The organism is Rhizobium sp. R635 (genome assembly GCF_002211285.1).
Taxonomy (GTDB): Bacteria; Pseudomonadota; Alphaproteobacteria; order Rhizobiales; family Rhizobiaceae; genus Rhizobium.
In genome coordinates, this window is record NZ_LOKX01000036.1 from 1 (window position 1) to 12,994 (window position 12,994).

Sequence of the window (12,994 nt, forward strand, 5' to 3'; positions counted from 1 at the left end):
CCGGCGGGTCGCAACAGGCGGTCGATCCTGCGTCGGTGCATGAGATTGGCGCGCACCAGGCGGGCGAAGGCGAGCGGGCTTGCGACGGTGGTCTGGTCTGCCTTGGCCATCTGCAGCAGCAGGTATGCGATCAGGGCGACGGCGATCTGGATGCGCACGGCATTCTCGCTATTGCCGATGAAATGGCGGATCTTCAGCGTCTGCTTGACCCATCGGAAGAACAGCTCGATCGCCCAGCGGCGCTTGTAGAGCGCGGCGATCTCTTCAGCCGGAGCATCGAGATCGTTGGAAAGGATGCGCAATATCTTGCCGGTTTCGATCCGCACGCAGACCTCCCGAACCGGCACGCTCATCGGGTTCCTGCGGCTTTTCGCCATGCGCTGCGGCAGGAGGCCGACCCGATCCGACAGGATGGTTCCAACCAGGCTAACCGCTCTTTCCTCGGTGACGGCCAATTTGGTATGGGATTTGAGGCGCGTGACGATGCGGCAGCCGGCGGCATTGAGCTTCGCCCACCAGCCGAAATCGTAATAGCCGAGGTCGAAGACATAGGTGGCGCCCGCCTCGATGGGCATAACCTTGGCGGCGGTGATGTCGTTGACATTGGCCGGCGTCACCGCCGCATAGATCGGCCGTTCGGCATTGGCATCGTAGACGACGTGAACCTTGGCGCCACAGGCCTGATCGGAAAAGCGTGCCCAATCCGATCCCGCTCCGGAAAGGCGCAGACTGCTGCTGTCGATCAGATGCACCGCCTCGCCGACGGCCCGCTTGAGCCCGCGCCCGGCGCGCGACACCATTTGCGCGAACAGCTCGGCGAAAACCGCACTCGGGCGCAGGCCATTGGCGTCGGCAAGGGTCGAGCGTGACGCCGGGCGGGCGCCGAGATGGTAAAGACCGCTGCTGTGGCTTTGCAGGCCGCCGACGATCTCGCGCAGGCTGACGGCCCCGGAAAGCTGGCCGTAGAGTAGCGCGACCAACTGGCTCTTCGTCGACAGTCGCCGCACGTGCTTGTCGGCCTGATGCTCCTCCACAAGTCTTTCGAAGGCCGCCCACGGAATTCGCTTCAACAGATCATGAAAGACGCTATTCTCGTGCCGCACGGTGTTGCCTCTCTTTCGTGTCCGGGATTGTCGCCAAACATCCGAATACGAGTAGAATCAACACCGTGCGCCTTGTCCACCAAATTTAAACCGGACACCAGTGGGCTTGTCCCGAGCATCTGCCTCCGGTCGCGGGCGAGGACGTGCTGTTCGAGAGCGGTCGAGGAACGAAGATGGCGCGACATATTCTCTTCTCCCCGGCGGGGAGAAGGTGCCGGCAGGCGGATGAGGGGGCCACACGGAACACCCTTTCCATCGTAAACTATCCCGGCACGCAGGCGGAAACCGCATGCCCAATCATGGTAGAAGACTGCACAAGCACTGTTGAAACGCCTGCGTCTCCGGCCCCCTCATCCGCCCTACGGGCACCTTCTCCCCGCTGGGGAGAAGAGGGAATCGAAACGTCGGCGCTCTCCCCTCTCACCTCGGCTACCGGGTACTTAGAACGAGCATAGCGGGATGAGTGGCAGGCGCGGCGACTGACGACGCGGCATGAAACCAGAAACGGCCCTACTGCGCCGCCTCTTCCGTCATCCTGGCGTCGGAATAGACCTGGTTGCGGCCGCGGTGCTTGGCCATGTAGAGGAACTGGTCGGCGGCGTTGAGATAATTTTCGAAGGTTTCGTAGCTGCCGATTTCGGCAATGCCGATCGAGATGGTGACGCCGAGATCCTCGTCGTCGGCCGTCACCTTCAGCCGTGAGATGTCCGAGCGGATCTCGTCGCAGAGCTTGGTAGCGGCGGCCGAATCCATCTGCGGGAAGAGGATGGCGAATTCTTCGCCGCCGAGGCGCGAGAGCAGATTGTCGCTGCCTTCGAAGATCGTGAACAGCCGGTTTGCAACGGCCTTCAGCACCTTGTCGCCGATCTCGTGGCCGTATGTATCGTTCAGCCGCTTGAAATGGTCGATATCGAGAATGGCAACCGAGCTCGGCACTTTCAGCCGCAGACACTCGTTCACCAGCTTCGGGCCGTTATCGTAGAAATAGCGGCGGTTATAGAGGCCGGTGAGGTAATCGCAGGCCGCCGCCGCTCTGAGCTGGCGCATCTGCGCCAGCGTCTCGGCATTGTTGGCGATGCGGCATTGCAGCTCCTCGGCAACGAAGGGCCGGTAGACGAAGTCGCTGGCGCCGGCCTTGAGGAAGCTGGCCGACAGCATGCGGTCGTTGGAGGAGGAAACGCCGATGACGCGCAGCCGGTCCGAACCGAAGCGATGGCGGATGCGCCGCGTCAACTCGTAGCCGCTCATATCGGGCATGTGATGGTCGGTGACGACGAGTTCGATATCGCCATAGGCTTCGAGTGCAGCGAGCGCCTCGAGCCCCGAATTCGCCTCGACGACGAGATATTGCTGCGCCTTCAGGAGATCGACGAGCACCTGGCGGGCCGAAACGACATCGTCGACGACCAGCACCCGCGTCTTGCGGTTGGAGATCGCGCGGCGCACAGTCGCGACCAGGTTGTCGAGCGCGAACTCGTTGTCCTTCAGCACATAATCGATGACATTGCGCTCCATGATCCTGTTGCGCGTATTGAGATCGAATGTCGCGGTAAAGACGATGGCCGGGATGTCGTGCTCGATCGTGCAGTCGAGCGCCTCGCCATAGGGAGAGTCGGGCAGGTTGAGATCGACGACGGCCATGGTGTAGCCGTGACCATCGTCGGAAAGTTCCCTGCGAAGCGCCTTCAGCGACGAGCAGGATTTGACGGTAAGGCCGAGTTCCGTCTGGAACCGGTGGCAGAGCACGGCGGAAAACATCCTGGAATCTTCAACCAGAAGTATCTTGAGGCCGCTGGAGCGCAGCCCGATGCCATCCCGCTGGAAATCCCCCTGAAAAGCCACGGCCGCTACTCCCCCATGCGCCTCACGGGCTCGACTCGGCCCTCCCCCCGGCGCGGCGGACGATAGCCGAGAGGCCCATCCGCGTGAAGGGGACAAATAATAGGATTACTTGCAATTGCAGAAATTCGACGTCCGCCGCCGAAGACAGCCCCCGGCTTCCTCGCCATCCCTCTGGAGCGGCCGTCAGGCAACCGCCCGCTCCTTACGCATCGACTGGATCTGCAGCAGCGTGTCGAGGTTCTGGTTGACGCGGCAGTAGAATTCCTCGTCGATGAAGGGGCGCAGCATGAAATCATTGCCGCCGGCCTTCAGGAACCGTGCCGAAAGCAGCCGGTTCGACGAGGAGGAGACGCCGATGATGCGCAATTCATGCGAGCCGATATGGGCGCGGATGCGCCGTGTCAGCTCGAACCCGTCGATGTCGGGCATGTTGTAATCGGTGATCATCAGGCCGATATCGCGATTGGCCTTCAGGATCTCCAGCGCCTTGACGCCGTTTTCGGCGGTGCTGACGCGGAAATTATAGCGCTTCAGCCGGCTCGACAGCAAAGCGCGCGCCGTGGCGCTGTCGTCGACGATCAGCACGTGATGGCGATGATTGGTCAGGAACCGGCAGATCGATTCCGCCAGCAGGTCGACGGCGAAGACATTGTCCTTGAGGATGTAATCGACGATATCCTTGGCCATCAGCTTGTCGCGCATGCCTTCCTGGAAGGTGCCGGTGAAGACGATGGTGGGAATGGAGAGGTCGACCAGATATTCCAACGCTTCGCCGTTTTCGGCGCCGGGCAGGTTGATGTTCGAGATCGCCAGCGTGATCGGCTCGGAAGACTTGTCATAGGAAAACTGCAGATCCTCGAAGCTGCGGCAGATCTCGACATCGATGTCGAACAGCTCCTTGAGGCGTTTGCTGATCATCGAGGTGAATACGTTGGAATCTTCCGCGACAATAATCCGCGCACCGGCAAACATTTCCCCGGAATATTGCATCCCCGAAATACCTAGAAACGCCATAGCAAACCTTTGATGTAAATCTGTCCCCGGGTCGATTTGATACATCAATTGATTTGAATAATTATTAATCAGCGCGTCCCGATATGAAACGAAGATGCAACCAGATGGGCCGGCTCCGGTTTCTTTGCGGATATGATTAAGAATTCATGCGCGGAGCGGGTGATGAGCGCCCGCAACGGGGAATGGCAGTTCAACTGCCCCCAAGCACCAAGCCCAGCGAACGCAGGAAATGCGCCTCGATCTTATGCAGCAATTCGGCGCGGGCCGACGGGGTCTCGGCGATGCCGGGCTGATTGACCACGCCATGCAGGGCATTGAACAGAAACACCGCCGTAAAGCCGGGATCGTCGACCGGCCAGGCATCATCGGCTGCCCCGGCGGCGATGAGCTCGCTCAGATGCGCGATCAGGATGTTGCTGGAAAGCCCTTCCCGCGTTGCCGGAGGCGCCGCCACGAAGGCGAGGTGATGCAGGCCGGCCGCATCGAGATAGCCGGTCGCGCAGGCGGCCGACCACGCCGCCAGCTTGCCGCGCCAATCCTCCTGCCGCTGTCCCTCGACTGCCGCGACGATACCGTTCAGAACGCCCTGCACGAAGCGGCCGCGCAGCGCTTCCAGAACATCGGCCTTCGAGGAGAAGTGCAGGTAGAAGGTGCCCTTGGCGACCCCTGCCCCTGATGTGATCTCCTCGATGGTGGTCTGCTCCACGCCCTTTGCCAGGAACAGCCGTTCGGCCGCGGTCATCAGCTCGTCGCGGCGCTCTTCAGCAGGCTTGGTTCTCGGTTTTGAAACGGGATCGGCCGGCATGGTCCATTCTCACTGGCGGCGCGATGGCTCGGCCCTGTGCAGGTAGCCGGCAAACACGTCGCGCATCGCGGCGTTTTCGATTTCAGGCAGCAGGCGACCGACCTCCCCGCGATGATAACCGGCATGCGTCGCCACATGCGCCAGCATTTCCTCGCGGGACATGCGTCCGCGCCCGCCATCGGTGAAGGTGAAGTCGACGACTTCTTCCATTTCATCTGGCGTTATACGCGAGGTGTAGTCGACATACCAACGGTCCGTCTCCCTGATATCGGCCGAAAGCTGCGCCAAAGGCGGCGCGACGCTGCTCCAGCTCGCCGTGTAGTCGTGAACCTCCCGCTGAAGATTGGCGGCGAAGATGCGGTCGACGAGATGGGCATGGTTGAGCACACGAAGGGCTGAGGAAAAGGCATCGGATCGGCCCTCTTCACCGAGCGCACTCAGCGCGTCCAGAAGTTCCTCGTCGATGCTGGCTTTGTATCGGAACAGGGAATTCAGCAAGGTCTGCGCGCTCATGGCGATCTCCGGGCGGTGAAACGGATGGCGCCGACATCAAGCCGGCTGCTCTTGTTTACGCCACTGACTGATGGTCAGTCAACAACCGTGACGCTGCCCGCACGCAGTTTCACGGGGTCTTAGGCACAGCACCCGGTCCTTGCCGCTGCCGGTCCGCAGCAAGCCGCCGCCTTCTCGTTTTCTTCCGCCAGCCACCGGTCGCGCGGCTTGCAGCTTGCCGGCCTCGGCGACAACTCGACATGCATCGTACCGGCGCATGAAACCGGCATCGCCGCGCAATAAAGCTGCATCGGCCGCACGCCGTCGCTGACCTCGAAGGTGAGCCTGGCGGAGCCGTCGAGCTGTACGTGCTCCGTCACCTTGCGGATGATCGCATGGAACTTGCCGGCCGGCATATGCGTGCGCTCGCCCTCCTCGATGTCCCAAAGCTGGATGAAGATCTCCGTCCATGCCTCGGGATTGGCGCCGCAATCGAGGCCTGCGAATTGGCCCGCCTTGACCTCGGTGATATGATAGCCCTGATTCACCGGCCGGCCGTCGTAGTGAAAAACCAGCGGCGCGTCTTTGTCGCCGGAGAGCGCGTTGAGCAGCAGGCCCAGGTTGATGTCTTCCGCTTGAATTTTACCGTTGTCGATGACATTCATTTGCGCTAATCCTCATTTCAACAATTCAAGGATTATTGAAATATGGATCAACGTCAAGCCCTCGCCGCATTCGGCGCGCTTTCGCAGGAAACGCGCCTCCAGATCGTTCGCATGCTTGTCGTATCGGGTCCCGACGGAATGGCGGCGGGCGCCATCGCCGAAAGGGCGGACGTCTCCCCCTCCAATGTCTCCTTCCATCTGAAGGAGCTGGAACGAGCCGGCCTGATCGCCCAGCAGCGCGAATCCCGCTCGATCATCTACACCGCCAATTACGAAGCGCTCGGCGGCCTGATCCGCTTCCTGATGGAGGATTGCTGCAGCGGCAACGCCGAGATCTGCGCCCCCGCCGCCACCGTCGCCGCATGCTGTGCCCCTGCAATCAAGGAGGAACTGCAATGACCACAGGCCGCGTTTACAATGTGCTCTTTCTCTGCACCGCCAATTCTTCACGCTCGATCCTGGCCGAATCCATCATGGAGACCGAAGCCAAAGGCCGGTTCAAAGCCTATTCCGCCGGCAGCCAGCCGAAGGGTGAGGTCAATCCACTGGCGCTGAAGGAGCTCGCGGCACTGGGTTATCCCTCGGCCGGTTTCAGTTCGAAGAGCTGGGACGAGTTCGCCAAGCCCGGCGCGCCGGAGATGGATTTCATCTTCACCGTCTGCGACAGCGCCCATGGCGAAGCCTGCCCGGTCTGGATCGGCCACCCGATGACCGCTCACTGGGGCGTCGAGGATCCGGCCGCCATCCAGGGCAGCGAGGTCGAGAAGGGCCGCGCCTTCGCTGAGGCCGCCCGCTTCCTCAAGAACCGGATCATGGCCTTCCTCAGCCTGCCCTTGTCGTCGATCGACAAGCTGGCGCTGGAGCAGCATCTGCGCCAGATCGGCGCGATGGAAGGCACGACCGCAAAACCGGCAGGGGCTGGCTGATGGCATCGTTCGATCTGCCGCGCCGGCTGGTGGCCGAGGCCCTCGGCACCGCCATGCTGGTCGCAACCGTCGTCGGGTCGGGCATCATGGCAAGCTCGTTGACTGGGGATGTCGGGCTCGCTTTGCTCGGCAACACACTTGCGACCGGCGCGATCCTGGTGGTGCTGATCACCGTGCTCGGGCCGATTTCCGGCGCCCATTTCAATCCGGCCGTTTCGCTGGTCTTTGCCATGTCGCGCGCGCTGGCGAAACGCGATCTCGCCGGCTATGTGCTGGCGCAGGTCGCCGGCGGCATCGTCGGAACCGTCGTCGTCCATCTGATGTTCTCTCTGCCGATCGTCGAATTGTCGAGCAAGGTGCGCACCGGCGGCGCGCAATGGTTTTCCGAAGGTTTCGCGACCTTCGGGCTGGTCGGCATCATTCTCGCCGGCATCCGCTTCGAGCAGAAGGCGGTGCCGTGGCTGGTCGGGCTCTATATTACCGCCGCCTACTGGTTCACCGCCTCGACCTCCTTCGCCAATCCGGCCGTCGCCTTGGCCCGCTCGCTGACCGACACTTTCTCCGGCATCCGCCCGATCGATCTTCCCGGATTCTGGATTGCCGAAATAACAGGGGCTGTCGCAGCCCTTCTCCTGTTCACTTGGCTGCTACAGCCCGGCGCGTCGTCAACGCTATCGTCAGAGGCAAAACTATGAACGTCACCATCTACCACAATCCGGCCTGCGGCACGTCGCGCAATACGCTGGCGATGATCCGCAACACCGGGATCGAACCCACGATCATCGAATACGTCAAGGAGCCGCCGTCGCGTGAGGATCTGATCAAGATGATCGCCGATGCCGGCCTCACCGTGCGTCAGGCCCTTCGCGAGAAGGACACGCCCTATGCCGAACTCGGCCTCGACGATCCCGCTCTGACGGACGAGCAGCTTCTCCAAGCCATGCTGGCGCATCCGATCCTGATCAACCGGCCCTTCGTCGTGACACCGCTCGGCACGCGCCTGTCGCGGCCCTCCGAACTGGTCCTGGAAATCCTGCCGGAAACGCACAAGGGCGCCTTCACCAAGGAAGACGGCGAGAAGGTGCTCGACGCCGAAGGCAAGCGGATCGTCTGACCCTGCGGGGCGCTACTTGACGATCGCCGAGCCCTTGACGATGTCGATCGTCTCGCCGCCGTCGAGGCCGATGCGGTCGCCGTCGGGCGTCGTCATGAAGCAGCCGGAGGGGCAGAGGCTTTCCGAAGCGCCGGCATCGACCACGACCTCGACGCGCTGGCCGCCCTCGGTGATGACGAGCACCACGGCGGCGGGATCGGTGTTGGTGATGGATGCCGCATGGGCCGCCGGCGCGGCAAGCAGCGGGACAAGCAGAACGGCGGCAAATCTTGCCATCATGTGCGGCGGCGCGGATGCGCCCTCCCCTCGAACGATCGGTGCTGCCCTCGGCAGCGATCCCGATTGTCAGGGATGATGCACATAGACCTGTGAATGATGGCTGAATGAGCCGTTCAGCTCTTCAGGCCGCCCTCCGCCGTCCGCCCGCGCAGCTGCCGCACCGGCCGCTCCTCGTCTTCCACCGGCTTGTCCCGGAGCGTTTCCTGGCCGTCCGCCTGATCCTTGCGCGCGTTGAGAGGGAGAGGCGCGGCATCCCGATGGATGGTGAGATCGCTCTGCGGCAGCGGGATTTCGATACCCTCGGCCTTGAAGCGCCGAAGGATCTCGATCCTGAGATTGTTGCGCACGGTCATGCCGTCGCCCATGTCGGCGAGGAAGAAGCGCAGCTCGAAATCCAGCGAATACGGGCCGAAGCGCAGGAATTCGACATGCGGCTCCGGATTGCGCATGACGAGCGGAATCTTCGCCGTCAGTTCCAGCAGGATATCCATCACCTTCTGCGGATCGGCGTCGTAGCTGACGGAAACCGGGATTTCCGAGCGGCCGATCTTGTTGCGGTGTGTCCAGTTGCCGACGAGACCGTTGATCAGCTCCGAATTCGGCACGATGATCGATTGCTTGCGGAAGGTCTCGATCTCGGTGGCGCGCACCGAGATGCGCTTGACGATGCCTTCGGCCGTGCCCGAGACGACATGGTCGCCGACCTTGAACGGCCGCTCGACGAGCAGGATCAAGCCCGAGACGAAGTTGGAGACGATGTTCTGCAGGCCGAAACCGATGCCGACCGAGAGCGCCGAGGCGACGAGCGCGAAACTCGACAGATCGATGCCCGCCGCCGAGACGCCGATGATCGCCGCAATGCCGACGCCGAGATAGCCGATGCCCGTCTTGACCGAATTGCGCACGCCGAGATCGACATGGCTGCGCGCCATCACATTGCCGTCGAGCCAGCGCTGTATCCAGCGCGTCAGCAGGTAGACGCCGGCAAAGAGCAGGATGCCGGTGCAGATGCCGAGCAGCGAAATGCTGATGCCGCCGAGCTTGACCTCGGTGAACAGACGGAAGGCGATGAGCTGCAGGTCCTGCACATGGAAGCCCCAGAGCAGCAGGATGAGCGGAATGCCGACGATCAGCGCCACCGCATAGATGGCAAGGCCGACGAGCAGGCCGACCTGGTCGATCGCCACAGGGCCGAGGTTGAAGCGGCGCGTCAGGAAACGCGCGAAGAAGGTATCGCCGAAGCTCTCCTGCCGCGATATCGCCTTGCCGGAAAGCAGGCCGACATACATGGTGGCGACGACGGCGCCGGTGATGATGAGCTGCGTGGCGACGAAGCGCGCCAGCCCCACATAACCCGAGAGCGCCGAAACGATCAGGGCAGCGCCGACCACACGCAGGATGATCGCCATGCCGCGCGGCCAATGCCGGCCCGGCGCATCCGGATCGCCGCTTCTTGCCAGCATCGGCTTACCGAAGGAGACGGCGATCAGGATGATGCCGATGATGAGCGCGGCGATCAGGCTTCTGACGACGGTCAGCACCAGCGGCGAGCCCATCGCCTCGCCGATGCTGCTGAAGAGATAGTCGAGCCCGTTGATGACGGCCATAGCCAGCAGGCAATAGCCGATCGAGCGCGCGCCGAGATTGGAAAGCCGCACCAGCCGCCAGCGCGGTTCGTGCGGGGCGAAAATCGCGTTGACGAAGCGACCGACGAAATAGACGAGCCCGATCGTGCCGAACAGCGCGCCGATGACGGGCGCGATATCGGGCCTCAGCACGTTGAAACTGTTGAGGAAGAAGAAGGAGGTGACGAGCAGCACCGAAAGCGCCAGCGTGCGGATCAGCGTCGACCAGAAGGCGATCGACAGCCGGCCGATATAGGATGGGTTTTCGACCGCCTCGTCGCGGCGCAGATAGGAGCCGAACAGCCGGTAGCTGCCGGAAAGCAGGATCAGCGCCGACGCGAGCGACAGGAGGATCGCGGCAAACAGCGGGAAACGCTTGAATTTCCAGACGAAGCTGGCCCAGCTCGACAGGGCCTGCACGAATTCGCCGGTTTCCCGCACGAAGGCGCTGGCGGCATCGTCGAGAACGGAGACCGAGATCTCGGTGCGCTTGAAAAGCGTATCGGCAAAAAGCTGCCGCCGCATCTCGATGATCTCGTTGAGAAGCTTCGTTACCGCAATCGACAGGTTTTCGGCATCGCCCGTCACCGCGTTGATCTGCGCCCGCTCGGCGGCAAGCGCGTTGCGCTCGTCCGTGACGATCTGCGCCTCCGGCGGCTGCCCATCCTTCGGCGGCTCGCCGATCTCCGCCAGCCGGTTCTTGATCTGGTCGAAACGCGGCCGCAAATTGACCGATATGGTGATGACGGCGCGGCTGAGCTCGTCCGCCTTGGTCGCAAGCCCGACCAGCGCATCGTCATTGTCGGCATTCTCCTTGACGCCGTCCTGAAGCGAGGCAAGCTCAGCCTTCGCCTTGTCGATCTCCTTCGCCGCCTGGGCAGACGGCGTATCGACGAGCGGCTCCTCTGCTGCTGCCGCCTGCGGCTGCGGCTCCTGCGCCAGGGCTGCCGCACTCTCGAAATGCGCGCCGGCGAGCGCCAGCGTCATGAGAAGAATGGCGCGAAGCAGGATGGATCTCAGCCGCAAAAAGGCCTCCGGAAAGGTTGTCGTCAAAATTGAATGCTCGCTTTTCATCGCAAACAAAGGCGACAGAAAGGCGGAAGATACCGAAAGCGCCTTGCGCCGAGCTTGTTCCGTGCCGCGCCCGTTCGCCCAAAACAGCTCAGAAGCCGGCGCCGGGCTGGGCTAGATAATCAAGTTCCGCAGCCGTCGATTCCCGCCCGAGCATGGCGTTGCGGTGGGGAAAGCGGCCATAGGCGGCAATCACGTCGCGGTGGCGGATCGCAAAATCGAGATATTCCTCGTCGCCGAGCGCCGTGAACAACGCCACCGAACGCTCCTGCTCGTCGAGATTCTCGGCGTGTTCGAAGGGCAGGTAGAAGAAGGTCCGGCATGCATCTTCCACCGCCTGGTCGGCGCCATCAGCAAGCGCGAGCTTGGCCTCCCGAAGCGCCAGCCCGTCGGTCGCGACGGCGAGCCCGGTGCCGCGATAGATGTTGCGGGGAAACTGGTCGAGCACGATGACGGCCGCCAGCCTGCTCAGCGGATCGGCCCGCCACTCGTCGCCCACACCTGCGGCAAGCGCCAGATGCGTATCGCGGAAAACATCGCGGATCTCGACATCGAGCTCCGGCGGCGGACGAAACCACAGCTCCGGGCCGCATCGGACGAACCAGAAATCATAGATCTCTCGAGGTGTGCGGATCGTGGTCATGCTTTCCTCCCGCTACGTTAGCTTGATGATGTTATGTTGGTAAGTTATTGTAAAAATAGGATAAGGCGTGCCGAGCAGCCCCCTCATCCGCCCTACGGGCACCTTCTCCCCGCTGGGGAGAAGAGGGAACCGAGACGTTGCCGTGAGTCTCTTCTCCCCAGCGGGGAGAAGGTGCCGGCAGGCGGATGAGGGGGCTGCGGGCACACCCTTCATCGTGACCTTCCACCTCAGCCTACTTCCCCTCACCCAACGAAAACACCAGCGTCGCCCGCGTCCCGTCATGCCCGGGATCATAGGCAAAATCCGATTTCAAGCTCGCCGCCATCGCCGTCAGGATGCGCGTGCCCAAGCCGGTCCCCCTGGCCGGGCTCGACGGGTCGAAGCCTTCGCCGTCATCCTCCACGACAACCCGCAGCTCCCCGTCCGTCTGGTCGACGAAGACCCGGATTTCGCCCGGCACCGCTTCCGCATAGGCATATTTGAAGGCGTTGGTGACGAGTTCGCTGACGATCAGTCCGAGCGTGATCACCTTGTCGGTCGCCAGATTGACCGGTTTTGCAGCCAGCACGATGCTGTGCGGCCGCTTGTCGTCGCGCATCGAGGCTTCGAGTTCGGTGAGCAGGCTGTCCAGATATTCGTCCACCTTGACCGAGCCGACCTGCCGGTTGGTGTAGAGCCGGCGGTGGACACTCGCGATCGCATTGATGCGCATCTGCGTCTCGTGCAGCGCATCGATCGCCACCTGGTCCTTCGTCATCGAGGATTGCATGCGGATCAGCGCGCCGACGAGGCCGAGGCTGTTGGCGATGCGGTGGTTGACTTCGGCAAGCAGCATTTCGGCATGATCGCGCTGCTGGCGGATCACCTCCTGCGCCTGCGCCGTTTCGCGGCGGAAACGCGCCCGCTCCAGCGCCTGTTCGAGGGCGGCGGCGAGCAGGTCGAAATAATCGGCCGAGATCCCCTTGAGCATATAGTCATCGGCGCCGGCCTTGAGTGCGGCCACCGCAATGCCGGTATCGTCCGAACCCGTGGCATAGATGACGGGCGGATGGTCCGGCAGGGACGTGATGCAAGGCAGGATATCGAGCCCGGTCTCGCCGCCGAGGAGATGATCGAGCACCACGGCGTCGATGCCGCCCTCGCCGAGCCGCGCCAGGCCGGCGGCGCCATTCCGAGCCCACTCGACCGAAAAGCCGCGCCGCGCAAGGTTTTTCTGCATCAGCAGGGCGAGCCCCTCGTCGTCGTCGATATAGAGGATGTGGATCAGGGCATCCGCATCGCCGCTAGAATTGCTCATTCCATCTCCCGGCGTTCTCTCTAAGCGACGACCGCCCGCAAGCGCCCGAGTCGTCAGCATGGCAATGTCGTATTGCATTGACCGCCTGAGGTAAACAGCCCCCGCTCTTGTCGCAGGC

At 62.7% G+C, this 12,994-nt stretch carries 14 protein-coding genes; 4 read left to right on the forward strand and 10 right to left on the reverse strand.

Annotated elements, in window-relative coordinates; all coding sequences use genetic code 11:
• The 6 genes from ATY78_RS25810 to ATY78_RS25835 form a co-directional block, all read right to left on the reverse strand.
• A partial coding sequence (locus ATY78_RS25810; RefSeq protein WP_141105672.1) for an IS4 family transposase occupies positions 1-1,103 on the reverse strand: 1,103 nt, incomplete at its 3' end.
• Between the two features lie 510 nt (positions 1,104-1,613).
• Positions 1,614-2,945: a diguanylate cyclase gene (locus ATY78_RS25815; protein WP_088685149.1), complete on the reverse strand. Its 1,332-nt coding sequence runs from the start codon at positions 2,943-2,945 to the stop codon at positions 1,614-1,616.
• 183 nt (positions 2,946-3,128) lie between these two features.
• Positions 3,129-3,959, reverse strand: a complete 831-nt coding sequence (locus tag ATY78_RS25820; RefSeq protein WP_088685150.1) for a response regulator — start codon at positions 3,957-3,959, stop codon at positions 3,129-3,131.
• A 190-nt stretch (positions 3,960-4,149) separates the two neighbouring features.
• Positions 4,150-4,764: a TetR/AcrR family transcriptional regulator gene (locus ATY78_RS25825; protein WP_088685151.1), complete on the reverse strand. Its 615-nt coding sequence runs from the start codon at positions 4,762-4,764 to the stop codon at positions 4,150-4,152.
• Positions 4,765-4,773: 9 nt separating this feature from the next.
• On the reverse strand, positions 4,774-5,277 hold the full coding sequence (locus ATY78_RS25830; RefSeq protein WP_088685152.1) for a DinB family protein: 504 nt from the start codon (positions 5,275-5,277) through the stop codon (positions 4,774-4,776).
• Positions 5,278-5,396: 119 nt separating this feature from the next.
• Positions 5,397-5,921 carry a DUF6428 family protein gene (locus ATY78_RS25835; RefSeq protein ID WP_088685153.1) on the reverse strand — a complete coding sequence of 175 codons (525 nt, stop codon included), beginning with the start codon at positions 5,919-5,921 and terminating at the stop codon, positions 5,397-5,399.
• A gap of 42 nt (positions 5,922-5,963) precedes the next feature.
• On the opposite strand from ATY78_RS25835, the gene ATY78_RS25840 reads away from it, so the two are divergent.
• Genes ATY78_RS25840 through arsC form a run of 4 tightly spaced genes read left to right on the forward strand, consistent with a single transcriptional unit; the run spans position 5,964 to position 7,961 of the window.
• Positions 5,964-6,320, forward strand: a complete 357-nt coding sequence (locus ATY78_RS25840) for a metalloregulator ArsR/SmtB family transcription factor (RefSeq protein WP_088685154.1) — start codon at positions 5,964-5,966, stop codon at positions 6,318-6,320.
• Complete coding sequence (locus tag ATY78_RS25845) at positions 6,317-6,847, forward strand: arsenate reductase ArsC (protein WP_088685155.1); 531 nt, start codon at positions 6,317-6,319, stop codon at positions 6,845-6,847. The genes ATY78_RS25840 and ATY78_RS25845 overlap by 4 nt, the downstream gene beginning before the upstream one ends.
• The gene (locus tag ATY78_RS25850) at positions 6,847-7,542 is read left to right on the forward strand and encodes an MIP/aquaporin family protein (protein WP_088685156.1); all 696 of its coding nucleotides are present in this window, start codon (positions 6,847-6,849) and stop codon (positions 7,540-7,542) included. The genes ATY78_RS25845 and ATY78_RS25850 overlap by 1 nt, the downstream gene beginning before the upstream one ends.
• Positions 7,539-7,961, forward strand: coding sequence for an arsenate reductase (glutaredoxin) (gene arsC / locus ATY78_RS25855; protein WP_088685157.1), 423 nt, complete (start codon positions 7,539-7,541; stop codon positions 7,959-7,961). Before ATY78_RS25850 ends, arsC begins: the two co-directional genes overlap by 4 nt.
• Positions 7,962-7,973: 12 nt before the next feature.
• Here arsC and ATY78_RS25860 read toward each other — a convergent pair whose 3' ends face one another.
• The 4 genes from ATY78_RS25860 to ATY78_RS25875 all read right to left on the reverse strand — a co-directional run bounded on the left by ATY78_RS25860 (position 7,974) and on the right by ATY78_RS25875 (position 12,876).
• Positions 7,974-8,240, reverse strand: a complete 267-nt coding sequence (locus ATY78_RS25860) for a hypothetical protein (protein WP_088685158.1) — start codon at positions 8,238-8,240, stop codon at positions 7,974-7,976.
• A 113-nt stretch (positions 8,241-8,353) separates the two neighbouring features.
• The gene (locus ATY78_RS25865) at positions 8,354-10,891 is read right to left on the reverse strand and encodes a mechanosensitive ion channel family protein (protein WP_088685344.1); all 2,538 of its coding nucleotides are present in this window, start codon (positions 10,889-10,891) and stop codon (positions 8,354-8,356) included.
• A gap of 136 nt (positions 10,892-11,027) precedes the next feature.
• A complete protein-coding gene (locus ATY78_RS25870; RefSeq protein WP_088685159.1) occupies positions 11,028-11,579 on the reverse strand; it encodes a DUF924 family protein in 552 nt (183 codons plus the stop codon).
• 232 nt (positions 11,580-11,811) lie between these two features.
• Complete coding sequence (locus ATY78_RS25875; protein WP_088685160.1) at positions 11,812-12,876, reverse strand: histidine kinase dimerization/phosphoacceptor domain -containing protein; 1,065 nt, start codon at positions 12,874-12,876, stop codon at positions 11,812-11,814.
• Positions 12,877-12,994: the final 118 nt, after the last annotated feature.

What these genes read in the sequence shown, in the direction of transcription:
- ATY78_RS25820 (WP_088685150.1), bottom strand. Translation starts at nt 3,959, where the DNA reads ATGGCGTTTCTAGGTATTTCGGGGATGCAATATTCCGGGGAAATGTTT.
- ATY78_RS25825 (WP_088685151.1), bottom strand. Translation starts at nt 4,764, where the DNA reads ATGCCGGCCGATCCCGTTTCAAAACCGAGAACCAAGCCTGCTGAAGAG.
- ATY78_RS25830 (WP_088685152.1), bottom strand. Translation starts at nt 5,277, where the DNA reads ATGAGCGCGCAGACCTTGCTGAATTCCCTGTTCCGATACAAAGCCAGC.
- ATY78_RS25835 (WP_088685153.1), bottom strand. Translation starts at nt 5,921, where the DNA reads ATGAATGTCATCGACAACGGTAAAATTCAAGCGGAAGACATCAACCTG.
- ATY78_RS25840 (WP_088685154.1), top strand. Translation starts at nt 5,964, where the DNA reads ATGGATCAACGTCAAGCCCTCGCCGCATTCGGCGCGCTTTCGCAGGAA.
- ATY78_RS25845 (WP_088685155.1), top strand. Translation starts at nt 6,317, where the DNA reads ATGACCACAGGCCGCGTTTACAATGTGCTCTTTCTCTGCACCGCCAAT.
- ATY78_RS25850 (WP_088685156.1), top strand. Translation starts at nt 6,847, where the DNA reads ATGGCATCGTTCGATCTGCCGCGCCGGCTGGTGGCCGAGGCCCTCGGC.
- arsC (WP_088685157.1), top strand. Translation starts at nt 7,539, where the DNA reads ATGAACGTCACCATCTACCACAATCCGGCCTGCGGCACGTCGCGCAAT.
- ATY78_RS25860 (WP_088685158.1), bottom strand. Translation starts at nt 8,240, where the DNA reads ATGATGGCAAGATTTGCCGCCGTTCTGCTTGTCCCGCTGCTTGCCGCG.
- ATY78_RS25870 (WP_088685159.1), bottom strand. Translation starts at nt 11,579, where the DNA reads ATGACCACGATCCGCACACCTCGAGAGATCTATGATTTCTGGTTCGTC.
- ATY78_RS25875 (WP_088685160.1), bottom strand. Translation starts at nt 12,876, where the DNA reads ATGAGCAATTCTAGCGGCGATGCGGATGCCCTGATCCACATCCTCTAT.